This window comes from Kitasatospora sp. NPDC051702, assembly GCF_040681575.1.
Taxonomy (GTDB): domain Bacteria; phylum Actinomycetota; class Actinomycetes; order Streptomycetales; family Streptomycetaceae; genus Kitasatospora.
The window spans coordinates 14224-35754 of sequence record NZ_JBFAZB010000009.1; the positions used below are offsets into that span (position 1 = coordinate 14224).

At 72.5% G+C, this 21531-nt stretch carries 22 protein-coding genes and 1 pseudogene; 13 read left to right on the top strand and 10 right to left on the bottom strand.

From position 1 onward, the window contains the following. Positions 1–239 precede the first annotated feature (239 nt). The 8 genes from AB0N04_RS10485 to AB0N04_RS10520 all read left to right on the top strand — a co-directional run bounded on the left by AB0N04_RS10485 (position 240) and on the right by AB0N04_RS10520 (position 7044). The gene (locus tag AB0N04_RS10485) at positions 240–935 is read left to right on the top strand and encodes a TetR/AcrR family transcriptional regulator C-terminal domain-containing protein (protein WP_360221975.1); all 696 of its coding nucleotides are present in this window, start codon (positions 240–242) and stop codon (positions 933–935) included. A gap of 127 nt (positions 936–1062) precedes the next feature. After that, positions 1063–1218, top strand: coding sequence for a DUF6131 family protein (locus AB0N04_RS10490; RefSeq protein ID WP_360221972.1), 156 nt, complete (start codon positions 1063–1065; stop codon positions 1216–1218). A gap of 133 nt (positions 1219–1351) precedes the next feature. Next, on the top strand, positions 1352–1519 hold the full coding sequence (locus AB0N04_RS10495; protein WP_360221969.1) for a hypothetical protein: 168 nt from the start codon (positions 1352–1354) through the stop codon (positions 1517–1519). 470 nt (positions 1520–1989) lie between these two features. After that, the gene (locus AB0N04_RS10500) at positions 1990–3300 is read left to right on the top strand and encodes a cation:proton antiporter (protein ID WP_360221966.1); all 1311 of its coding nucleotides are present in this window, start codon (positions 1990–1992) and stop codon (positions 3298–3300) included. Between the two features lie 149 nt (positions 3301–3449). Beyond that, a complete protein-coding gene (locus AB0N04_RS10505) occupies positions 3450–4388 on the top strand; it encodes a MerR family transcriptional regulator (RefSeq protein WP_360221963.1) in 939 nt (312 codons plus the stop codon). 198 nt (positions 4389–4586) lie between these two features. After that, on the top strand, positions 4587–5180 hold the full coding sequence (locus AB0N04_RS10510) for a VOC family protein (RefSeq protein ID WP_360221960.1): 594 nt from the start codon (positions 4587–4589) through the stop codon (positions 5178–5180). Between the two features lie 74 nt (positions 5181–5254). After that, the gene (locus AB0N04_RS10515; protein WP_360221958.1) at positions 5255–6058 is read left to right on the top strand and encodes a MerR family transcriptional regulator; all 804 of its coding nucleotides are present in this window, start codon (positions 5255–5257) and stop codon (positions 6056–6058) included. Beyond that, on the top strand, positions 6055–7044 hold the full coding sequence (locus tag AB0N04_RS10520; RefSeq protein WP_360221955.1) for a BtrH N-terminal domain-containing protein: 990 nt from the start codon (positions 6055–6057) through the stop codon (positions 7042–7044). Before AB0N04_RS10515 ends, AB0N04_RS10520 begins: the two co-directional genes overlap by 4 nt. A gap of 46 nt (positions 7045–7090) precedes the next feature. Here AB0N04_RS10520 and AB0N04_RS10525 read toward each other — a convergent pair whose 3' ends face one another. Beyond that, the gene (locus AB0N04_RS10525; RefSeq protein ID WP_360220177.1) at positions 7091–8257 is read right to left on the bottom strand and encodes a helix-turn-helix domain-containing protein; all 1167 of its coding nucleotides are present in this window, start codon (positions 8255–8257) and stop codon (positions 7091–7093) included. Between the two features lie 88 nt (positions 8258–8345). Here AB0N04_RS10525 and AB0N04_RS10530 point away from each other — a divergent pair, with 88 nt between their 5' ends. Both AB0N04_RS10530 and AB0N04_RS10535 read left to right on the top strand, forming a co-directional pair. Continuing rightward, on the top strand, positions 8346–9413 hold the full coding sequence (locus tag AB0N04_RS10530; RefSeq protein ID WP_360220174.1) for a ferredoxin reductase: 1068 nt from the start codon (positions 8346–8348) through the stop codon (positions 9411–9413). Between the two features lie 7 nt (positions 9414–9420). Further along, positions 9421–10542, top strand: coding sequence for an acyl-CoA desaturase (locus tag AB0N04_RS10535; protein ID WP_360220171.1), 1122 nt, complete (start codon positions 9421–9423; stop codon positions 10540–10542). A gap of 174 nt (positions 10543–10716) precedes the next feature. On the opposite strand, the gene AB0N04_RS10540 is transcribed toward AB0N04_RS10535, so the two are convergent. After that, the gene (locus AB0N04_RS10540; protein ID WP_360220168.1) at positions 10717–11151 is read right to left on the bottom strand and encodes a hypothetical protein; all 435 of its coding nucleotides are present in this window, start codon (positions 11149–11151) and stop codon (positions 10717–10719) included. Positions 11152–11389: 238 nt separating this feature from the next. Here AB0N04_RS10540 and AB0N04_RS10545 point away from each other — a divergent pair, with 238 nt between their 5' ends. Next, positions 11390–11614, top strand: a complete 225-nt coding sequence (locus AB0N04_RS10545; RefSeq protein ID WP_360220165.1) for a hypothetical protein — start codon at positions 11390–11392, stop codon at positions 11612–11614. A 69-nt stretch (positions 11615–11683) separates the two neighbouring features. Here AB0N04_RS10545 and AB0N04_RS10550 read toward each other — a convergent pair whose 3' ends face one another. The 6 genes from AB0N04_RS10550 to AB0N04_RS10575 form a co-directional block, all read right to left on the bottom strand. After that, positions 11684–14017: an LPXTG cell wall anchor domain-containing protein gene (locus AB0N04_RS10550; RefSeq protein ID WP_363363969.1), complete on the bottom strand. Its 2334-nt coding sequence runs from the start codon at positions 14015–14017 to the stop codon at positions 11684–11686. Positions 14018–14900: 883 nt separating this feature from the next. Then, positions 14901–16298, bottom strand: a complete 1398-nt coding sequence (locus tag AB0N04_RS10555; RefSeq protein WP_360220159.1) for a glycosyltransferase — start codon at positions 16296–16298, stop codon at positions 14901–14903. Between the two features lie 23 nt (positions 16299–16321). Then, positions 16322–16483, bottom strand: coding sequence for a hypothetical protein (locus tag AB0N04_RS10560; RefSeq protein ID WP_360220157.1), 162 nt, complete (start codon positions 16481–16483; stop codon positions 16322–16324). A gap of 112 nt (positions 16484–16595) precedes the next feature. Beyond that, entirely contained in the window at positions 16596–17261 is a 666-nt protein-coding gene (locus tag AB0N04_RS10565) for a hypothetical protein (protein WP_360220154.1), read from the bottom strand. A 169-nt stretch (positions 17262–17430) separates the two neighbouring features. Next, positions 17431–17850, bottom strand: a complete 420-nt coding sequence (locus tag AB0N04_RS10570) for a hypothetical protein (protein WP_360220151.1) — start codon at positions 17848–17850, stop codon at positions 17431–17433. Positions 17851–18065: 215 nt separating this feature from the next. Next, a complete protein-coding gene (locus tag AB0N04_RS10575) occupies positions 18066–18935 on the bottom strand; it encodes an alpha/beta hydrolase (RefSeq protein ID WP_360220148.1) in 870 nt (289 codons plus the stop codon). A 68-nt stretch (positions 18936–19003) separates the two neighbouring features. Between AB0N04_RS10575 and AB0N04_RS10580 the strand changes: the two genes are divergently transcribed. Continuing rightward, positions 19004–19720, top strand: coding sequence for an FCD domain-containing protein (locus AB0N04_RS10580; RefSeq protein WP_360220145.1), 717 nt, complete (start codon positions 19004–19006; stop codon positions 19718–19720). 250 nt (positions 19721–19970) lie between these two features. Further along, on the top strand, positions 19971–20483 hold the full coding sequence (locus tag AB0N04_RS10585; protein WP_360220142.1) for a hypothetical protein: 513 nt from the start codon (positions 19971–19973) through the stop codon (positions 20481–20483). Here the strand turns inward: AB0N04_RS10585 and AB0N04_RS10590 are convergent. Further along, positions 20476–20847, bottom strand: a pseudogene (locus tag AB0N04_RS10590) (transposase); the annotation flags it as partial. The gene AB0N04_RS10585 and the pseudogene AB0N04_RS10590 sit on opposite strands and share 8 nt — an antisense overlap. A 60-nt stretch (positions 20848–20907) precedes the next feature. Further along, the gene (locus tag AB0N04_RS10595) at positions 20908–21159 is read right to left on the bottom strand and encodes a hypothetical protein (RefSeq protein WP_360220139.1); all 252 of its coding nucleotides are present in this window, start codon (positions 21157–21159) and stop codon (positions 20908–20910) included. Between the last annotated feature and the right edge of the window lie 372 nt (positions 21160–21531).

Genomic DNA, 21531 nt, shown 5'->3' on the forward strand with positions numbered 1-21531 from the left:
GCGGATGCGGGGACTCGGCCTCCTGTTCGTCGGCGCGCGACGCGCCGCGAGGATGCCGGCCGCCGCGACGACGGCCGCGGCAGCCAGGAGGATGAGTCCGAGAAGGATGATCATGACGTGCTCCATTCGGATCTACGTCGTATGCCTACAGCTTGCACCCGGGACTACACTGGTATCTACACCGTAGGTCTACGAACTCTGGGTCACCGGTGCTCACCCTCCGGGAAGAAGGTGCCGACATGGTCGCCCCCACGGCCCGCCCGACCGTCGAGGTCGGGGACCCGCCTCCGACGAAGCGGCTCAGCCGGGAGCGCATGCTCGCCTGCGCACTGGAGATCATCGACCAGGACGGCATAGAGAAACTGTCCATGCGCCGCCTGGCGCGAGCGCTCGACCACGACCCGATGAGCCTCTACCGCCACGCACCGAACAAGGCCGCCCTGCTCGACGGCGTCGCCGAGACCGTCCTCAACCAACTCGAGGTGGACTCCACCGACCCCGACTGGGCCGCCCAACTGCGCGCCGTCGCCCGCCGCTACCGCAGGCTCGCCCTGGCCCACCCCAACGTCGTCCCCCTCCTGGTCACCCGCCCCCTGGCCACGCCCCTCGCCCTGCGCCCCAAAGGCACCCTGCGGCCGCTCGAAGCCGTCCTCACCCTCCTCACCCGGGCCGGCTTCACCGGACCCGACGCCCTGCACATCTACCGCGCCCTGTTCGGGCTCCTCCACGGCCACGTCCTGAACGAACTGCAGGAACTCGTCGACAACCCCGACGAGACCGACGACCTGTTGCGCCTGGGGCTGCACCGGCTGCCGATCGGCGAATTCCCGCTCCTGCGCAGCCTCGCCACCGCCCTCGCCTCCTACGACGGGGCCGCCGAACTCGAACGCGGCCTCGACATCCTCCTCGCCGGCCTGGCCACGCCGCACCCCTAGGGCACCGAAACGACAGCCCCGCACGGATCGTCGTCGAAGGCCTGGCCGGAACCCTCGAAAGGATCTGGTACACGCATTTCCTCCGCACCGCGGAGCACTGCATTGGGGGGAGAGAACGGAGTACGTCATGATCGTCCTCGGAGTCATCCTCCTCGCCATCGGACTCGTCACGGGAATGTCCTTCCTGTGGACCGTCGGCATCGTCCTGGCCCTCATCGGCCTCGCCCTGCTCATCATGGGCTCGCTCGGCCACGAGGTCGCCGGCCGCCGCCACTACTGGTAGACCCGGTGACCCTGATGTCCACCGGCCGACCGGGAGCCCGCACCACGGGCCCCCGGTCCCACCCGGGCCACGGACCGGGAGGACGCGCACTGGTGGCTCACCCAGGCTCGTCCGGCCGACAAGGAGGCATGTGATGGTTCTCTTCCTCTCGATCGTCATCGTGGCGATCATGCTGGGCATCGTCGGCGTCGCGGTGCACGGGATGCTGTACCTGCTCGCCATAGGCGTCCTGCTGCTCATCGCCGACGTGGTGTTCCTCGCCGTGCGCTCGGCACGGAGCCGCCGCCCCGCGGCGCGGTGACACGCGCGCCGTTCACGACAACCGATCCACCCGGGCCCCGGGGCGCGGGCCGTCCCGCGCAGACCGCGGATCGTCCAGGTCCACGCTCGGGTCCACGCTCAGCACGTGGACCCCTGGTGGGGCCGTGTCTCGGTGCGCGGTTCCCGGGCGGATCCGTCGGGCGCCCCGGTGGGCCCGTGCCGCGTGCGGACGCGACCACGACCGTGCGGCGCCCCGCACCCGCGACACCTTCGGGATGACGATCCGCCGCGGACCGGCCGCCACGCGTGCCGACACCGCCCCGGCAGGGCGCTCAGCACGACCGGCGACACAGGGCAGGCACCCACACACGCGCGATCGTACGGACCGCCCCCGGGCGGCATGTCCCGCCGTGAACGCGCACCCTCCCACGCGACAATGACCATCCGACCGGCCCATCCCGATCCCTCGGGGTGCGGCCGGCCACCGGCCCTGCGGAGAGGACGGCTTCGATGAGCGGCGGCGGCGCCTGGACCGCGGCGGCCGTGGCGGCCGTCACCGCCGGCTACGGGCTCTTCTCCCGCAGACTCGCCTCGACACCGCTGTCGGCGCCGATGCTGTTCACCGGTCTCGGCGTGCTCATCGGCCCCGCCGGCCTGGACGTCATCCACCCGGAACGCGACGCCGGCGCGGTGCGCACGCTGGTCGAGGCGGCGCTGACCCTGGTCCTCTTCGCCGACGCGATGACCGTGCGCCGACGGGACCTGCGCACCGGAGGCTTCCTGCCGCTGCGCCTGCTGGCCCTCGGCCTGCCGCTCACGATCGGGGCCGGCTGGCTGTTGGCCTGGCCCCTGCTGCCGGGCCTCACCGGCGGGGAGCTCGCGCTGCTCGCCGCGATCCTCGCGCCCACCGACGCGGCGCTCGGCAAGGCCGCCATGACCAGCCCCGCGGTGCCGCCGCTCGTCCGCGAGGGCCTGAACGTCGAGAGCGGCCTGAACGACGGGCTGGTGCTGCCGTTCTTCGTCCTGTTCCTCGCCGCGATCCCCGGCACGGCCACCTCCGCGGAGGGGGCGAACGGGGTCCTCTGGCGGACCCTGCTGCTCAGCACCGCCGTGGGCCTGGCCGTCGGCCTCACCGGCGGGCGGCTGCTGCCCTGGTCACAGGCCAGGGGCTGGGTGACCGGCGAGTGGCGACAGGTGTTCGTCCTGGCCGTCGCCGTCGGCGCCTACACGGTGGCGACGGCGGCGGACGGCAGCGGGTTCATCGCCGCCTGGACGGCGGGGTTCGCGTTCGCCCTCGGACTGCGCCAGGCCCCGCCGCTCCCCGCGGACGGATCCGGCGGGCGGCCCGCCGACCTGACCGAGTACCTGGGCGGGCTGCTCGCGACGCTGAGCTTCCTGGTCTTCGGCGCGGTACTGCTCGGCCCGGCCCTGGAAGAGCTGGACTGGCGGGTCGTCACGTACGCGGTGCTCAGCCTGACGGTCGTGCGGATGGTGCCGGTGGTCCTCGCGCTCGCCGGCACGGGCTTCCGGTGGCCCACCGCGGCCTACATCGGCTGGTTCGGGCCGCGCGGCCTGGCCTCCGTGGTCTTCGGGCTCCTCGTGGTCGAGGAGCACGTGCCCGGGATCCACCGGCTCGGTCTCGTCGCCGCGGCCACCGTCGGCCTCAGTGTGGTCGCCCACGGCATGTCGGCCCCGTTCCTCGCCGCCCGCTACGGCACCTGGTACCGGGCCGAGAAGGCCCGCACCCCCGAACTCCGCGAAGCCCTGGCCCCGCCGGAAACGACCGGGCCCGCCCACCCCGCCCGCCGGCGCCTGAGCTGACCCGGCACCAGCACGAGCACGAGCACGAGTACCCGCACCCGCACCAGCACCCGCACCAGCACCCGCAGGACCCGGGTCGCGAAGCCCTACCGCGACCGTCACCGCCCGGGCTTGAGTCTCCCGCAGGGGGAGACGGGAGAGTTACGGGCATGGACGGCGACACGCTCTTCACGATCGGTGACCTGGCCCGGCGGACCGGGCTGACGGTCAAGACCATCCGGTTCTACTCCGACACCGGAGTCGTGCCGCCGACGGACCGCAGCCCGGCCGGCTACCGGCTCTACGACATCGACGCGCTCGCCCGCCTGGACCTGGTGCGCACCCTGCGCGACCTGGGACTCGACCTCGCCCTCATCCGCCAGGTCGTGGACCGGGAGGTCTCGGTGCCCGAGGTCGCCGCCATCCACGCCGATGCCCTGGAGGTGCAGATCCGCACCCTCCGACTGCGCCGCGCCGTCCTGCGCGCGGTGGCCAAGCGGGGCTCCACTCCCGAGGAAACGGACCTCATGCACAAGCTCGCCAAGCTCTCCGACCACGAACGCCGACGCCTGGTCACCGACTTCATCGACGAGGCCTTCGGCGGGCTCGACGCCAACGCCGACCTCGTCGACATGCTGCGCGCGGCCATGCCCGAACTGCCGGACGATCCCGAACCCGAACAGGTCGAGGCCTGGGTGGAACTCGCCGAGCTCACCCAGGATCCCGACTTCCGTGCCGCCGTGCGCCGCATGGCCGAGTACCAGGCGGCCGAACGCGTCCGCGGCGATGCCACCGGTCTGCACCACGACCTCACCGAGGCCGTCCGCGACGGCGTCGGCCGCGCGCTCGACGCGGGCATCGCCCCGGCCTCGGCCGAGGCCGTACCCGTCGTCGACGCCCTGACCGCCCGCTACGCGCAGACCTTCGGCCGCGCCGACGACGCGGACCGGCGCCACTGGCTGCTGACCCGCCTGGAGATCGCCGGCGACCCCCGCACGGAGCGCTACTGGCACCTGCTGGCCGTCATCAACGGATGGCCCGTCCCGCCCAGCCTGGCCCCGGTGTTCACCTGGTTCACGCACGCCCTGCGCGCCCGCACCGGGCCGTAGTCCCGCGCCGGCCTGCCGCCCCCGGCCCTCGCGGCTCCGATCACATCGCGAGGGCCCCGGGGCGCCCGACGAGGACGCCGTCCTCGGGCCCGGGTGCGGGCCGGCGGCCGCGCAGTAGTCTGCTGGTCGCCGGCGCCGGGGCGGCACGCAACCGGCAGGCACCCGAACGGACAACGGATTCGACGCTGGGGGGACGGGATGTTGACCGGGATCGTGATCGACGCGCTGGACGTCGCGCGCATGGACCGCTTCTGGCAGGAGGCGACGCAGGGCCGCACGGACGGCCTGCGGCTGCGCTTCGTCCCGACCCCGAAGCCGAAGACGGCGCACAAGAACCGGCTCCACCTCGACCTCGCCGGGGGACCGGACTGGGAGGCCGAGGTCGCGCGCCTGCTCGCCCTCGGGGCGACGCGGGCCGACATCGGCCAGGGGGACGTCCCGTGGGACGTGCTGGCCGACCCGGAGGGCAACGAGTTCTGCGTGCTGCGCCCCGGTCACCCGGGCGTGCTCGCCGACTCGGGGCTCGTCGCGATCTGCCTCGACGCCGCCGAAGAGGACCGCCACGCGCAGGCCGCCTTCTGGCAGGCCCGGGCCGACTGGCAGTCGGTCGAGTCCCACGACTGGGGCACCTGGCTGCGCCGCAGGCCCACCAGCACGGTCTCGTTGGTGATCGGGCCGCCCGCGGCGCCGAAGGTCCGGCGGAACAGGCTCCGCCTGGAGGTCGGCCACCCCGACCGGGAGCCGGGCGAGTTCCTGGACGCCGGCGGGAACGAGTTCCACGTCTCGCGCTGACCCCGGCGCCCTGATCCCCGGCCCGCTCACCCGGCGCTGGACCCTCCCCCCGTGGGAGGGTCCACGATGGCGGCGTGCGAGACGAACTCCTCACCATCGGGCGCTTCGCGCGCCTGTGCCGCCTCAGCGTGAAGCAGCTACGGCACTACGACGACACGGGGCTGCTGGCTCCCGTCCACGTGGACGCGGGCTCCGGCTACCGCTACTACGCGCCCGAACAGGCCCGTGACGCCCTGACCATCGCCCTGCTGCGCGAGATGGACCTTCCCCTGGCCGTGATCGCCCGGGCCCTGGCCGCCGGGCCGGAGCACCGGGCGCGGATCCTGCGCGCCGAGCGGGACCGGCTGGCCGAGCGGATCGGCAGGGACCAGGCCCGGCTGAAGACCCTGGAGCGGCTCGCGGAAGGCGGTCTGCCCGGCTACGAGGTGACCCTGGGCAGGGAGCCGGAGCGGCGGCTGGCGGTGCTGCGGGCGACCTGCGCCCCTGCCGGGATCGGGGCCGGGGTCGGGGAGTGCGTGGGCCGGCTGCTGCCCGCGCTCGGCGGGGCGGCGGCCGCGTGGGAGCCGCCGCTGTGGGGGCTGTACCCGCTGGACCTGGACGAGCGGGTGGAGATCGCCGTCGGAGCGCAGGTTCCGCGCGGGGAAGCCGTGCCCGGCCTGGAAATCGTGGTGCTGCCCGGCGGACTCGTCGCCGAGACCACGCACACCGGGCCCTACGCGCACCTGCGGCTGGCCTACAACGCGCTCCTCGCCGCCGTCCACGAGCGCGGACTGCGCCCGCAGGCGCCCGTGCGCGAGGCGTATCTCGTCGGCCCGGCGGAGGCACCGGAGGAAGAACTGACGACCCGGCTGGTCGTCCCCGTCCAGGAGGGCGCATGACCACGGTCGCGGGCATCGACGCCCGCGGTACGCAGCACTGCGAGTCGTCGGCCTTGGGGGTGCTGCTGCGGCACCAGGGACTCGACCTGTCCGAGCCGATGCTGTTCGGCCTCGGCTCCGGCCTGTCGTTCGTCTACTGGGACGCCAGGAACGCGGACTTCCCGTTCCTCGGGGGACGGGTCAGGCCGTTCGACCTCACCAGGAACCTGGCCGCCGGACTCGGGCTGGACCTCCTGGTGCAGGAGACGACCTCGCCGCGCAGGGCGTGGCGGAACGTGGCGTCCGCCATCGACTCCGGGCGCCCCGTCGGACTCCAGCTCGACAGCTACCACCTGGACTACTTCGACACGAAGGTCCACTTCGGCGGCCACGTCGTCGCCATGTACGGCTACGACGACCACGACGCCCACCTGGTGGACACCGACCAGCAGGGCGGGGCCGTCTCCTGCGGCCTGACCGGCCTCGCCCGGGCCCGGGCCGAGCGCGGCCCGATGACCGCCCGACACCGCTCCTTCACCCTCACCGTCGTGCGGGACCTGCCCGCCCCGCACGCACGGATCGTCCCCGCCATCACCGCCTGCGCCGGCGCCTTCCTCGACCCGCCCATCGCCAACCTCGGTCACCGCGGCATCGAGAAGGCCGGCAAGCTGGTCCGCACCTGGCTCCAGCGCACCGACGACCCCCGGCGGGACCTGCCGCGGGCCGCTCTGCTGATGGAGCGGGCCGGCACCGGCGGCGCCCTGTTCCGCAACCTCTACCGCGACTTCCTCGCCGAGTGCACCGGTCTGCTCGACAGCGTCCACCTGCGCACCGGTCACACGCTGTACGCCGAGGCGGCCGTCCTGTGGACGCGGACGGCGGCACTGATCGAGGAGGCCGGCGAGTCGGGCGACGCCCGGTGCCTGGCCGAGGCCGGCTCGGTCCTCGACGACCTCGCGCGCGTGGAGCGCGAGGCCATGCGGGCGCTGATCCGCCTGGAGGCATGAGGTCCCGGGCGTGCCGCGGCCCTGACCGCGGCACGCCCGGCCCGCATCACCCCGCCGGCCCGGCCCCGGAAGCCTCCGGGGCCCCGAGGCCCACCGCCAACGTCAGTTCGAGGACCCGGTGCGGCGAGGCGAGATCCGGGAACAGCCCCCGCAGCTGCGACATCCGGTACCGGACGGTCTGGGGGTGGACGAACAGCGCCGCCGCCACCTCGTCCCGCCGGCCCTGGTGCAGCAGCCACGCCCGCAGGGTCTCCTCCAGCCGCCCCGCGGTCGCGGCGGGCAGGGTCCGCAGCGGTGCGAGGGCCCGGGCACGCAGGTCCGCGAACGCGTCCGCGTCGGCGCTCAGCACCAGCTCGGGCAGGTGGTCCTCGGTGTCGCGGATGTCGGGGGAGAGGGAGCGCGCGCGTACGGCCCGCGCGTACGAGGCGGACGCCCGGGCCCACGGCCGGGCCGGGCCGACCACGGCGGTGCGGTCGGTCAGCTGCCGCAGGAGGTGCGACCGGTCGGCGTCGGGGACGAGCAGCACACCGGTGGCGTCCGGCAGGTCGTCGAGGACGAGGGTGCCCGGGTCGAACACGCGGTAGGCGGGCCGGGTCTGGGCGGCGGGCAGCAGGACCGCGGTCAGCGAGACCGGAGGCTGCCACCCGGCCCGCTGGACGGAGGCCAGCAGCACGTCCGGGCCCGCGCCGGCGAGGAGGTCGCGGGCCAGGTGTTCCAGATGGCGCTCCTGGGCCCGGCCCCGGGCGGCCAGTTCGTCGGCGTGGCCCGCCGCGCTCGCGGCGGAGAGCTCGTCGATGTAGGCGAAGGTCAGCTCGGCGAACTTGGCGACCTCGGCGGCGGGCAGACCGGCCGGTACGGCACCCGCTGCCAGGCACCGCCAGGCCACCCGGGCGCCGACCCGGTAGGCGCTGAGCAGGGCGTCCATTGAACGGCCGTCGCGCACCTCGCCGCGGCCCAGTTCGTAGGCCGCGCCACCGGCGTCGCCGCCCGTGGCGTTCCCGCTCGCGAGGTCCAGGTAGTTCCCGAGGGCGGTGCGGACGGCCCGGCGGATGGTGGCGCCCATGCGGCCCGACAGGGCGTTGGCGTACGAAGGGACCTCGTCGATGATCGCCTGGACGACCTCGTCGGCGGTGGTCTTCAGTGTGGCCCGCAGCGCGGTGACCGTCGTCTCGTCCAGGGCCAGTCCACTGGCCCTCCGGATGGCATCGCTCACGTTCTTGTTCCCTGCGAACAATTCGGCCGAACAGATTTACGTCCTACGGTCAGGACTTTACGCCCTGAGGCGCAGCAAGCTGGGAACCATGACGAGTACAGCCCTCCGCAGCAGGGCGTGGAAACTGCTGGAGATGGTCACGACGCCGCTGCTGCCGTCGGACTACCTCGACCTGGTCAGCCCGCTGCGGGCCGGCGCCGACCTGCGGGGGCGCATCGAAGCCGTGCACCCCGAGACGGGTGACTGCGCGACCGTCGTGATCAGGCCGGGACGGGGCTGGCGCGGCCACACGGCCGGCCAGTACGTGCGCATCGGGGTCGACGTCGACGGGAGGCGCCTGTGGCGTTCCTACTCGATCACCTCGCCGACGAACCGACGGGACGGCCGCGTCACCATCACCGTGAAGGCGATCCCGGGCGGCAAGGTCAGCAACCACCTGGTCCGCAGGGCGGCACCCGGCACCCTGATCCAGCTCGACCAGCCGGCCGGCGACTTCGTGCTGCCGCCGACCAAGCCCGCCAAGGTGCTCTACCTGACGGCGGGCAGCGGCATCACGCCCGTGATGGGCATGCTGCGCGACGCCGAGTTCGACGACGCCGTCATGGTCCACTGCGCGCCGCAGCCGCACGACGTGATCTTCCGCGACGAACTGCACGGCCTGGTCGCGGACGGGAAGCTGCGCCTCACCGAGGTGCACACCGGCACCGACGGCCGGCTCGACATCGCCCGGCTCGACGAGCTCGTGCCCGACTGGGCCGAGCGCGAGACCTGGGCCTGCGGGCCCGCGGGCCTGCTCGACGCCGCGGAGGAGCGCTGGAGCGAGCACGGCGTCCGGGAGCGCCTGCACACCGAACGCTTCCGCCCCGCCGTCGCCGTCGTCGTGGGCGACGGCAGTGGCGGCGGTGAGGTCACGTTCAGTGCCACCGGCAGGACCGTCGAGGCCGACGGTGCCACGCCGCTGCTGGACGTCGGCGAGGAGGCCGGCGTGCTCATGCCCTCCGGGTGCCGCATGGGCGTCTGCTTCGGCTGCGTCACGCCGCTCAAGGCGGGCGCCGTCCGCGACCTGCGCACCGGCGAGATCACCGAGGCCGAGCCGGGCGTCCTCATCCAGACCTGCGTGTCCGCGGCAGCGGGTGCCTGCGACATCGAACGGTAGGAGCACCTTGACCGCCATCGACCCCACCGCCCACCTGAGCGCGGAGCAGATCGAGGAGCTCGGCCGCGAGCTGGACGCGATCCGCGACGAGGTGATCGCCGACCGCGGAGAGAAGGACGCCGCCTACATCCGCAAGGTCATCTCGGCGCAGCGCAAGCTCGAAATGGCCAGCAGGGGCGTCCTGCTGTTCTCGATCTTCCCGCCCGCCTGGCTGATCGGCACCGCCGGCCTGTCCGTGGCGAAGATCATGGACAACATGGAGATCGGCCACAACGTCCTGCACGGCCAGTGGGACTGGATGCGGGACCCGAAGATCCACTCCACCACCTGGGAGTGGGACCACGTCTCGCCGTCCGACCAGTGGAAGCACTCGCACAACGAGCTGCACCACACGTACACCAACGTGATCGGCAAGGACAACGACCTCGGCTACGGCATCATGCGCGTCGACGAGGACCAGAAGTGGCACCCCTTCCACCTCGGCCAGCCGCTGTGGAACTTCCTCAACGCCTGCTTCTTCGAGTACGGCATCGCGGCGTACGACCTGGAGCTCGGCAAGAACCTGAGCAAGCGCCGCCGCAGGAACCCGGAGTTCCGCGCGCGGGCCAGGGCCGTGGGCCGCAAGATCCGCAAGCAGGTGCTCAAGGACTACGTGATCCACCCGCTGCTGTCGGGCCCGTCGTTCCCCACCACGCTCGCCGCCACGTTCACCGCGAACCTGGTCCGCAACATCTGGTCCCACTCGGTGATCATGTGCGGGCACTTCCCGGAGGGCGTCAAGGTCTTCGAGCGCCGGTCGATCGAGGGCGAGACGCGCGGCCAGTGGTACCTGCGCCAGATGATGGGCTCGGCGAACATCAGCGGCAGCAGGGCCATGCACTTCATGACCGGCAACCTGTCGCACCAGATCGAGCACCACCTGTTCCCGGACCTGCCGAGCAACCGGTACGCCGAGGTCGCGGTGAAGGTGCGCGCACTGTTCGAGAAGTACGAGCTGGAGTACGTCACCGGGCCGCTGCCCAAGCAGGTGTTCTCCGCGTGGCACAAGGTCTTCCGGCTCTCCCTGCCGAACAGGAAGCAGCCCGCGGCCGGGACGCCGCAGCGCGAGCGGGAGCTCGTCGCGGTCTGATTCCCGGCCTCCCGGCCGTTGGGCCGCCCGGCTGTTGGGCCGCCCGGCCTCCCGGCCGCTGGGCCGAGCCGGAACGGTCGGCACGTCCCATACCGAACGACCCCGCTGCCGAGACCGGCCGCGGGGTCGTTCGGCACTCGTGCCGAGGGGGACCCCGGCGGTGCCGGCGCCGGGCTACCGGCCGGCCGCCTCCAGCACCTGCGTGACCAGGTCGGTGTCGGCCTTGGGAATCACGATCACGTGCTGCGCGTCGCCCGCCGCCAGGTCCAGGCGCGCCATCTTCGGGAGCGGGGACTTCTGGCCCGACGGCGACAGGCGGAACGGACCCGTCAGGGCGACGTCCTCGCCGGTGCGCCGGTTGCGCCAGGTCACCCGGTCGGCCGCCAGGTAGAGGTGGCCGGAGGCCGTGTGCGGGACGGTGCGGCCCTTGCCGACCGACAGCATCCTGACCGTGCCCAGCGTCGGGCTCGAACAGAACACCTGCAGGGTGGTGCCCGCCCGGAGGTCGGCCAGGTCCTTCTCCGTGCTCAGCCGCCGGATGCCGAACAGCGAGAGCAGGGCGTCGGAGAGGGTTCTGGTGCCCGCGGAGCGGCGGATGGTGCTTGTCATGGCGCAGATCCTCTCAGGGGCGACCGGAAGGCTCGTGACCAGGGCCTTTCCTCACGCAGACGGCCCCGGGCAGCCCGTGCGCCGGGAGCCGGGCCGGCACGCTGCGCACCGTGTCCGAAGGGCCACGGAGCGGCGTCCCGAAGGTTCGACCGCCCGACCGTGCGGGTACATGCCGATTGTTCGGCGGCTTCGACAGCCGGACGTCCAGGCAGCTGAACGGCTCCCCGAGGGGGTGGCCATGGCCACGCTGATCGCCTTGTTCGCGGGCCTCGCCGTCATCGTGACCGGCCTCGCGGTCTACCTGCACCGGCGGCCCGACGGCCGGACCGAGACCGTCGAAGGGCTGTTGGTCGAGCAGGAGCGCACGGCCCGTCTGCGGGTCGCCCGCTCCTCCTACAGCTCGATCGCCATGCACAGCACCCACGGTCTGACCGTCGACGAGCTGGAGCGGTACCGCAGGTAGGGCCGGCCCCGTCGCCGCGACGGGCGGTGAGGGGCCGGACCCTGGGTGGGTGCACCCGTACCCTGACGGTCAGGCGCTGCGTCGGCGGCGGGCGATGAGCGCGATGCCGCCGGCGAGCAGCGAGGCCGCGCCCAGCGAGACCTTCAGCGTGCCGTCCGAGCCGGTGTGGGCGAGCTCGCTGGCGGCCGTCTGGATCGTGTCGGAGGAGGCCGCGGTCCCGGCGGAGCCGGTGGTCCCGGTGGAACCGGACCCGCCGACCGTGCCGCCGGCGGAACCCGTGTCGGACTTCGTGTCGGAGGCGCTGGTCAGACCGGCCGCGGCGACGGTGCTGTTGCCGCTGTTGCCGCTGTTGCCGCTGTTGCCGACGGCGCCGGTGGCACCAGGGGCGCCCGTGCTGCCGGAGTCGTCCGTGGGGAAGCCCAGGGTGAGGTCGACCGGGAAGCCCTGCGGGCCGACGCTCGCGGGCGCGCCCTGCCCGCCCTCGAAGATGACCTCCGGGTTGACGTGGGTGGTGCCGACGGGGGCGAGGGAGGTGAAGGCGAGGCGGACGTGCCTGGTGACGGAGGCGCCGGCCGCCAGGTTCCGGTCCTCGGTGAGGTAGTAGGTGACCGGGCCGCCGTTCTGGCGGCTGGGCACACCGAAGACGTTCTGCCAGCTGCCGTCCTCCTGCTGGACCTGGAGCGCGCTGTTCCGGTCCGCCAGCACGGCGGGGCGGACGTTGTCGTAGCGGGAGGCGCTGGCGTTGGACACGGTCACGTCGAACTCGACCGGGTCGCCGCCGGCGACGGCGGCGGTGGGGGCGTTCTTGACCGACACGTCGAGGGCCTTCAGGGCGACCTCCTTGGTGCTCTCGGCGATGACGTACTGCCCCGTCTGCTCGAGGACGGAGGAGGAGAGCTTGATGGTGCCGCTCGCGCCGGCCCAGTCGTTGTTGACCGGGGCGGACAGGCGCAGCCGGAACGTCTTCGTCGCGCCGGCGGGGACGGTCACGCCGGCGTACCCGCCCTTGAAGTGGAACCCGTCGTTCTGCTGCCGGAAGGTCGTCAGCACCGGCTTCCAGGCGCCCTCGTCGTCGAGGAGGTCCATGGCGATGCGGCCCTCACCGCGGGCGTACTGGTTGCTGGCGTCGAACTCCAGGTTGTAGGTCGCCTGGGTGTTGCCCGGGTTGGTGACCGTCTGGGTGAACTCGACCGGCCCGCCGGCGTTGCCGATCGAGGCGGGTGCCTGGAGCGACAGGGTGGGCGCTGCGCTGACGACGTTGATCAGGAGGTACTGGGGGCCGACGGTGACGGGGGAGTAGCCGCTGCCGATGTCGAGCTTCGCCCACGGGTGGATGTAGCCGGTGCCGGTCGGGGCGTCGGCGGTGAAGGCGAGCCGGACGTGCTTGGTGAAGGTCTCGCCCGGTGCCATGGTCCGGTCGTCGGAGAGGTGGTAGGTGACCCGGTCGGCGACGGTCGGGTTGCTGCCGGGGACGCCGGTGATGTTCTGCCAGCTGCCGTCGGCCTTCCGGACCTGGAGGGTGGTGTGCTGGTCGGCCTCGATGACCTTGTCGACGTTGGTGTAGGCGGAGGCGCTGCGGTTGGCGATGGCGACGTCGAACTCGACCGGGTCGCCGCCGGCGACGGCGGTGGTCGGCGCGTTCTGGACCTGCAGGGTGATGGCCCTGGCCGCGACCTCCTTGGTGCTCTCGGCCAGGACGGCACCGGCCTCGTCGAGCACTGCGGAGCGGAGCGTGATGGTGGAGTCGGTGTTGGACCAGTAGGTCGCGAGCTCGGTGGTCAGGCGCAGCCGGACCGTCGTGGTGGCGCCGGCGGCGACGGTCAGGCCGGGGACCGTGTCGGTGACGGGCTTCCAGGTGCCGTCCGCGTCGCGGTAGTCGACCTTGATGGCGCTCGCCGAGACGGGGCCCGCGCCGCTGGTGGTGATCTTCAGCTTGTAGGTGGCCGCGGTGCTGCCCGGGTTGGTGACGGTCTCGGTGAACTCGACCGGCTGGCCGCCGCGGCCGACCGACGCCGGCGGGGTGACGGTCAGCGACGGCTTGTCGTCGGCGGTGGCCTTGGCGGCGGCCTTGGCCGTCGGCTTCGCGGCCGGGGCGGCCGGGGCGGCGGGGGTGGTCGGGGTGGTCGGGGTGGCAGCCGGGGCCGGGGTGGCGGCCGTCGGCTTCGCGGTCGGGGCGGCCGTGGCCGGGGCCGGGGTGGTGGCCGGGACCGGGGTCGCCGCGGTCGGGGTCGGGGTCGCGGTGGCGGTCGGGGCCAGGGCGGCGGCGGTGGCGGCCGGGGCCGGGGCCGGGGCCGGGGCGTCGGCGGCGTAGGCGGCCGGGGAGACCACCACGGCGCCGGTGGCGAGCAGCGCGCCGAGGGTGGCGGCGGTGAGGACCGCGGAGCGGGAACGACGTGCACGCACAATGGACATTCTGAATACCCCCCGGGGTGTTTTCATCGGCAGACGTGTGTCGCTGCTCGATGGATTGCGATGAGTGCGGTGGCAGGATCCGAGGCCCGGGAGTCGGTGCTCCCGGTCTGCCTGCGGTCCGCCGCGGCGGGCTTCCCCGCCGCTCACTCACATAGACGTGCGGGGCCCGCGAGGGTTGCAGGTGAGATCGAAACTTTTTTGACGACTTCTGGAGACCTGCCCGAAAGCCCCTCCGACCAGCGGTTTCGGCAGTGAGAGGGGTGGCTGCCCGGGATGGTCCCGGGCAGCGATCGTCCGAGCAGGCCCGGCGCCGGGCCCGAGGAGGGAGTGCCACCGTGGCAGAGACCTGGGGGCCGTACCGCCCGTGCACCGCCGAGGACGGGAAGGCGTTCCTCGCGGTGCCGAACATCACCGACTACGTGACCCGGGGCCTCGGGTTCACCGGCCGGGTCGACATCGCCCCGGAGGCCGTGCGCTCCTCGACGGGAAACCCGAAGCAGCTTCAGTACCTGGTCATGGGCGGGCAGCCGGGATGCCGAGGTGCTTCTTCACGCTGTCCTCCGTGGTGTCCTGCCGGTCGACCGGGCGGGCGGGTCTGCCGGGGGCGCCCGCCCGTGGCGCCTGGAGCCGAGACTGCCCTGAGGTGCGCCGGGCCGCATGCGGGCGGTGGCACACGGCTGACATCGCCGCAGGGGTGGCCTCCGGGCCCGCGCCGGATGTGCCCGGGGCTGCGCCTTGCCGTCGATTCGGCAGCCCCGGGGTTGCCCGGCCACCGGCGGCGTGTGTCCGTCGGCCCGCGAGGTGACCCTGCCGGAGCGAGCGGTGGAGGAACGCGCCACTGCTCAGTGGTGCGGCGGGGCTCCTTCGGTGCTGATCACCGCGTTGCCGGTGAGACCTGCGGGTGGGGCAGGGCGACTTCGACGTCTTGACGGGTGCCCCAGCGGTTGACGCGGTGGCAGGTGGCCATGGCGTAGAGGTACATGGGGCGCAGGACGAGGGTGCGCCAGAGTGCGGCGAGGGGAGCGCAGGCGAAGCAGGTGAGGAGTTGGCGGCGGGTCATGTCGGAGCGGGAGACGGTGAACAGGCGCAGGGCCATGAGGTAGCTCATGGCGGTGGCGATGGCCAGGCCGTAGAGGGCGATGTCGCCGAGGTGGGCGCGGTAGTCGGCCATGGTGAGGAGCGCGACGGGGATGACGAGGCCGAGCGCGAGGTGGAGGTACTCGGCGACGGTGGTCCAGAAGACGATGCCGGTGGCGGGGAGGTAGCGCAGCCACCACAGGTGGCGGACGGTGGTGCCGCGCATCCAGCGCAGCTGTTGGTTGAGGTAGTGGGGGAGGCGTTCGGGGGCGAGCGTGAAGACGAGCGCGGAGGGCTGGTGGACGGTGTCTCCGGCGAGCATGGCGTAGAAGGTGAGCATCGAGTCGTCGTTCATCTGCATGGGACGGCCGCGGAACTGCTCGTTCTCGTAGGTGCCGGCGGCGTCGCGGACGATGTCGGCCCGGTAGAAGGCGAGGGTGCCGGAGTTGATGGTGACGCGTTTGAGGACGGACTGTGCACTGCGCAGACCCCGGGTGAAGGGGAGGTAGAGCAAGCCGATGAGGCGGGTGAGGGCGTTCGCGTCGTGGTTGAGGACGACGACCTGTCCGGCGACGGACTGGGTCCGGGAGTCGGCGAAGGGCTTGAGTCCTTCACGGACGGCGTGGCAGTCGAGGACGGAGTCGCTGTCCAGGGTGATGAAGACGTCGGCGTCGTCGTTGGCGAGGACGTGCATCTGGGCGTGGCGTTTGCCGCGGTTGGAGGTGCGGTCCCAGGTGGCCTCGATGCCGGCGGCGGCGGCGAGTCGGGCGAATTCGGCCCGGGCCTCGTCGTAGGTCATGGGGGTGCCGTCGGGCCGGACGGAGCCGTCGTCGACGACACGGATGCGCTGGACGGGGCGGGACTGGGCGAGGACCGAGTGCAAGCAGGCCCGCAGGGCGGCCGTGTCCTCGTTGTAGACGGGGATCTGCACCGTGACCCGCAGCCGGTCGAGGCCGTGCTGCTGTTCGGGGGTGGCGGTGCGGGGCCGCTCCCACCAGGACAGGGGGACCCACCACAGCAGCAGGAAGGAGATCAGCCAGGGGGCGGCCAGTGCTCCGGCTCCGTGGTGATGGTGGATGTGGGCGATGAGGGCGGCGGTGTGGGCCGCGGCCCAGGCCGTGAAGGCGGCCACTGGCAGCACGGCGAGCAGCAACAGTGCGCGGGGCGGAGCGTGTTCGGCACTGGGTAGCGGCACGTGTCCGACGGGGGCCGGGGGCGTCACTTGTGGAGCGGACCGCGGCCGCGTCGGAAGGAAAGGCGTACGGCGGCGATGGAGGACAGGACCAGGGCGGTGGCGATGACGACGGGCCAGATCTGCCCGGCCGCCACTCCCGTCGCGGCGAGAGCGGTACCGGGGGCTGCGAACGACGCGTACGGCATGGTGGATCCTCCTCGAAGCGGGGTGTTCGGCACGTCGACCCGTCCGACGCCGGATCGCGGATCCGTGCTGGCGGACGGTCGTGTTGCGGTGCAGGGCGGCGAGCGCGTTGTGTCACGGTCTGGCAGGATCGGGCAGGCCGTTGCCGGCTCCGACGTGCTGCTGTTCGTCCCAGCCGTCCGCGTTCCGACCCTGCGCGGTGCCACTCAGTGCTGCCGACGATAGGAAGAATGCTGCGGTCGTGCACGCCGCGTGCTCCGAAGGGCTACAAGGTGCACCCGCGCGGAGCAGGCTGCCGACAGCAGGCATCCGCATTCCCCCGGCCTCGCCGTCTGGTCCGGCACCGAACCACCGGCCACCGACGGCTACGTGACCGGCTGGATGCGTGAGGGCAGCCTGATGCGCCACCGCCACCGCGAGATCGGCGAATGGTTCGCCGACCGAGGCCTGCGCGAGCCGGCGCCACACCACGACACCCTGTTCTCCTGGCTGCGCGCCCAGCCCCGGCTCACCGAGTTCGTCCGCCGGCTCTTCGACGTCCCCGACGTCGGAACCGAGTTCGCCGACCCGTACGCCGCCCGCTCCGGCCCGGACAACGAGTGGCCCAAGGCGCTCACCGCCCTTGCGGAAGAGGGCCTGCTCGACCGCGCCGAACTGATCGACCGTTGCCTCGGCCGGCTGCTGCGCGGCGACCGGCCCGGCAACCTGCGCGGATTCCTCCAGCTGTACGCGGCGCTGGCACCCGACACCGAGGAGATCCTCGCCCGAGCCCGCGACCACGTCCGGCTGGCCGTCGACGGCGCGTCCGGCCCGGCCAGGACCGCCCTGGCCGCGCTGCGGACCGTGGACGCACGACTGCCCGCAGACCTGTTCGCCGAACTCTCGGCCGCAGTCCTCGTCCGACCGGAGAAGACGCTCACCACCGCGCAGTTGAGCCGAGTCGACGCCGCTAGTTGCCCGGAGGCCGCACCCATGGTGCGAACCGCTGACCAGGTGTCACGTCCTCGCGCCAGTACCGCAAGACGGTCTCCTGCACGACGTCCAGGCGGTCCGCGGCGATCAGGCACGAGACGGGCTCCGACCCGCCCGCGTCCGCTTCGAAGGCGACGAGCACGGACGGCGTCTCACCGAGCCGGCCCGTGATCCTCGCCAGCTCCTCGGACGTGGGGGCGCGAAATCGGGGATCGTGAAAGTTCGCCGGGCAGCTGACGAACACCGGGGCGGTGAACACCAGCTCCAGCGAGTGGTGATAGGTCAGGTCGTATCCGGCTGCGAGCCGGAACCGGTCACGATCCCAGGCGACGACGTCCCAGTCCCACCAGGACCCTTCCGGGAGCTCGATCGCGCTGTGGAGCTGCTCGACGTCCACTCGGAAACCCCCCTCTCGTTCGAACGGAACCGCAGGCTACGTAGCAGCGTGGGGCGCCGACTCGACGGGTCGGGCCTCTGAGGTGTCCTGGTGATCGGCACGCGGAGACGTCCGTCACCTGCGGGCACCTTCAGCCTTCAGCCTTCCGCCTTCCGCCTTCCGCCGGGACGGCGGCGTCACCCCGCTCGTGGGGCAACGCGAAGGGGGCTGCAGGATCAGGCCCCGCGGGTGCGGTCCAGGTGGTGGGTGAGGGCGGTCGCGAATTCGGCGGGGTGGCTGAGGTGGGGTGCGTGGCCGGCGCCGGTGAGGGTGTGGACGGTGGCGGCGGGCAGTCGTCGGGCGAGGAGCTCGGTGATCCGGCGAACGGCGGGCGGGCCGTCGGTGCCGACCGTGAGGGTGATCGGGACGGGGCTCGCGGCCAGTGCGGTGAGGTCCAGCGCGTAGTGGTCGGGGTCGCGGAACTGGTCCAGGAACGTCTGGGCGTTGGCCGCGAGCATGGCGCGCTGCGGTTCGTCGAACAGGTCCCGCCAGCGCTCGCCGAAGGCGACCTGCTCCGCGAAGAGGGCGACGGCCTCCTCGGTGCGGCCCGCCTCGATGTGCTCGGCCACCGTGACGACGTGGGCCCGGGCCGCGTCGTGCATCGGTTCGCCGACCGGGTCGCCGGTGAGCAGGGGGAAGGCGGGCGGTTCGTGGACCAGCACGCTGCGGACCAGCTCCGGGTGGCGGGCCGCGGCCATGAGTGAGACGAGGGCGCCGTAGGAGTGGCCGACCACGTGGGCGCTGCCGCCGGAGACCTCGGTGATCACCGAGACCAGGTCGCCGACGTGCTCGTGGATGACGCTCCGGCCCGGCGCGCCGCTGTCGGAGTGGCCGCGACGGTCGTAGCGGACGGCCGTGACGCCCGGCGGGAGCAGCGGGACGACGCCGTCCCAGCTGGTGTGGTCGTCGAAGGAGCCGTGGACGAACACCACCGGCGTCGTGGCCTGGTCCGCGTGCCAGCTCAGTTCGGCGCCGCCGGTCCGGAGACGCCCGGTGCGGTGAACGGTGGTGGTGGCCGGGGGAGTTGCCCGGGTTGCGAGATCCATGTCGGGAAGGGAATCATGTCACCTGTCGGAGAGTCAATCATTGACCCTCTAGTGATCTCGGGGAGTGGATGGTGAAGGTCGGGTCGAGCTCGCGCGTCGAGCAGATCGCGGAGACCGTGCTGGCGGAGATCGCCGCCGGACGCTGGAGGGTGGGCGAACGCATTCCGCCGGAGCCGGTGCTGATGGAACTCCTCGGCGTGGCCAGGAACACGATGCGCGAGGCGGTCCGGGCGCTCGCCCACGCCGGCGTGCTGGAGATCCGGCACGGGGACGGCGTCTACGTGCGGGCGCGCACCGACACGGAAGGCATCCTGCGGCGCCGCTTCGGCACGGTGGACCTGCGCGAGATCCTCGCCGCGCGCCGGGCCCTGGAGGTGGAAGCGGCGCGGGCGGCGGCCGAACGCCGCACGCCCGAGGACCTGGACCGGCTCGCCGACGCCTGGCACCGGCTCCACGGCGACGGCCACGGCGAGGGGGAGGGCGAGGGGGAGGCCGACCGGGTCGCGGCCGGAGTCGCCTTCCACCGCGCGGTGCTGGAGGCCTCGCACAACGTCGTCCTGATCGAGCTGTACCAGGGGCTGGTCAGTGCGGTGGCCGAGAGCCTGCGGCGCGCGAACGTCCTCGCGGACCTGCCCCGACCGCCGGTCCACCTGCACCGGGGCCTGTACGAGGCGATCCGCTCCGGTGATCCGGCCCGGGCGGCGGCGGAGGCGGCCAAGCCCCTCGACGCCATGATCGACCTGCTCGGGGCGCAGGCGGCGGGGACGACGCGCACGGCTTACTGATCGTTTCAGAATGTCGGTGGTGCTCGTGAAGCCGAGCAGGTGAATCTTGCTGCTCGAGCGGGTGATAGCCGTGCTCACGCATGCGTCCAATCCGCGCTGTTCGTGGACGACATGAGGCCTTGGGGTGCAAGGCCGACAGGGCTCTCCTGGCATCAGGTCCGGGGTACTGCAGCCGTCCCGGCGCTTTCGCCCGGTGTGATCAGATTTCACCGGATTCGGGCAGCAGGCCCGAAGCACTGAAGGAGAATCGATGCGCCCTGCCCTCCCGACCAAGCGCACCCTCGCCCTCGTCCTGGCCGCGACGGCCGTCGGCACGGCCGTCGCGGTCAGTGTGCCCGCCATGGCGAGCGACACCCCGCAGGACCACAAGAACCGCTCCACCCGGGCCGCCCAGGTACCGGACCTCATCCTCGACTACACCGGCTCCGAAGCACTGTCCGGGGCTCCGGTGATCGGCGTTCCCTACGGCAATCGCGCCAAGGTCAACGACCTCGACGGCAACCAGATCGGCACCGCCTTCGGCAACTGCGTCAAGGACCAGATCGGCTCGACCCAGGACCAGGTGCTCTGCAGCACCGTGCTCAAGTTCACTGGCGACGCTCAGATCGCCATCACCAGCGTGCGGCCCATCGCGCACCCGGGCGCGGAGCTCCAGTCCTTCGATGCGATCGTCACCGGTGGCACCCTCAAGTACGAGGGCCTCACCGGCAGTGCCCGCTTCACCCCCCGCGGCGCCAGCGTCTACGACGTCAGCTTCAGCTGACCCATCCAGCCCCTGAGGTGGCCCCGACCCCTGCGGTGTCGGGGCCACCGCTCGCCGGAGCCCTGCGAAGCCGTCGCAGGCAGATGAGGCCGCAGGCGGGTTGAAGCAAGCCATGATGGAGATCTGCTCGACGTTCGTAGCGGATGCGCAGGCGCTTGAACTGGTGGAGCCAGGCGAACGTCCGCTCTACCACCCAGCGGGTGCGGCTCAAGCCGGAACCGTGGGCAACGCCGCGACGGGCGATGAGCGGCTTGATGCCTCGCTTCCACAGCAGGCGACGGTACTTGTCGTAGTCGTAGCCCCGGTCGGCAACCAGGCGTCTGGGTCTGTTGCGCGGGCGCCCACGCAGCCCCCGGATCGCTGGACGCGGCGCCACCTCACCGGCGGGCGGGGGAGTTCGACGCCGGGGCTGCAGGCCTCCGGGTCAGCGGTGGCCGATGCCGCGGCCGTCGAGGTAGTCGACCAGCGCGGCCTCTTTCCGGAGCGACCGGTCGCGGTCGTCGGCGGGCAGCGAGGCAAGGGCGTCGACCAGGACGCGCCTGCGAGGAACGTGGACCATGGCGCCCGAGTAGATCCGGCACCCCGAGCACCAGGCGAACCCGATGCAACGCTCGAAGCTGGAGGAATCGGGCGGATGGAAGCGGTACTGGTAGGAGCGGACGGGCTCGTGGCACACCCTGCAGATCCTGCGGTCACCGTCGAGGACGGACCAGCCGTTCCCCCACGTGCGCCAGGACTTCCGTCCGGCCGCTGCTCCTCACGTCGCCATGCGCTGATTCTGCCTGGGCGGTGGTCGAGGGACAACCGAGTGTTCTGGCCGCAGGTTCCGTGGAAGTGGTCTGTGGCTTCTACTGCCGCACCTCGGCGAGGGCTTCACGGCCTCGACGGGGCGAGGTCCGGGGTCGGTCAGAACCACTGAAATGGGCTCATGATCGTAGATCAGCCAACTGTACTCGCCCGTCATCACGACTCCTCGAGGGTTCGGGCCGGATAAGGCGGCAGCGTGGAACACGAGCCTGATGGCACCCAGGTTCTTTGCCGGCCAGGT

Coding starts and splice junctions, on each gene's coding strand:
- AB0N04_RS10560 (WP_360220157.1), bottom strand. CDS start 16,483: ATGCCGTACGCGTCGTTCGCAGCCCCCGGTACCGCTCTCGCCGCGACG.
- AB0N04_RS10585 (WP_360220142.1), top strand. CDS start 19,971: ATGCGCCCTGCCCTCCCGACCAAGCGCACCCTCGCCCTCGTCCTGGCC.
- AB0N04_RS10530 (WP_360220174.1), top strand. CDS start 8,346: ATGACGAGTACAGCCCTCCGCAGCAGGGCGTGGAAACTGCTGGAGATG.
- AB0N04_RS10510 (WP_360221960.1), top strand. CDS start 4,587: ATGTTGACCGGGATCGTGATCGACGCGCTGGACGTCGCGCGCATGGAC.
- AB0N04_RS10490 (WP_360221972.1), top strand. CDS start 1,063: ATGATCGTCCTCGGAGTCATCCTCCTCGCCATCGGACTCGTCACGGGA.
- AB0N04_RS10520 (WP_360221955.1), top strand. CDS start 6,055: ATGACCACGGTCGCGGGCATCGACGCCCGCGGTACGCAGCACTGCGAG.
- AB0N04_RS10540 (WP_360220168.1), bottom strand. CDS start 11,151: ATGACAAGCACCATCCGCCGCTCCGCGGGCACCAGAACCCTCTCCGAC.
- AB0N04_RS10485 (WP_360221975.1), top strand. CDS start 240: ATGGTCGCCCCCACGGCCCGCCCGACCGTCGAGGTCGGGGACCCGCCT.
- AB0N04_RS10495 (WP_360221969.1), top strand. CDS start 1,352: ATGGTTCTCTTCCTCTCGATCGTCATCGTGGCGATCATGCTGGGCATC.
- AB0N04_RS10545 (WP_360220165.1), top strand. CDS start 11,390: ATGGCCACGCTGATCGCCTTGTTCGCGGGCCTCGCCGTCATCGTGACC.
- AB0N04_RS10575 (WP_360220148.1), bottom strand. CDS start 18,935: ATGGATCTCGCAACCCGGGCAACTCCCCCGGCCACCACCACCGTTCAC.
- AB0N04_RS10500 (WP_360221966.1), top strand. CDS start 1,990: ATGAGCGGCGGCGGCGCCTGGACCGCGGCGGCCGTGGCGGCCGTCACC.
- AB0N04_RS10580 (WP_360220145.1), top strand. CDS start 19,004: ATGGTGAAGGTCGGGTCGAGCTCGCGCGTCGAGCAGATCGCGGAGACC.
- AB0N04_RS10505 (WP_360221963.1), top strand. CDS start 3,450: ATGGACGGCGACACGCTCTTCACGATCGGTGACCTGGCCCGGCGGACC.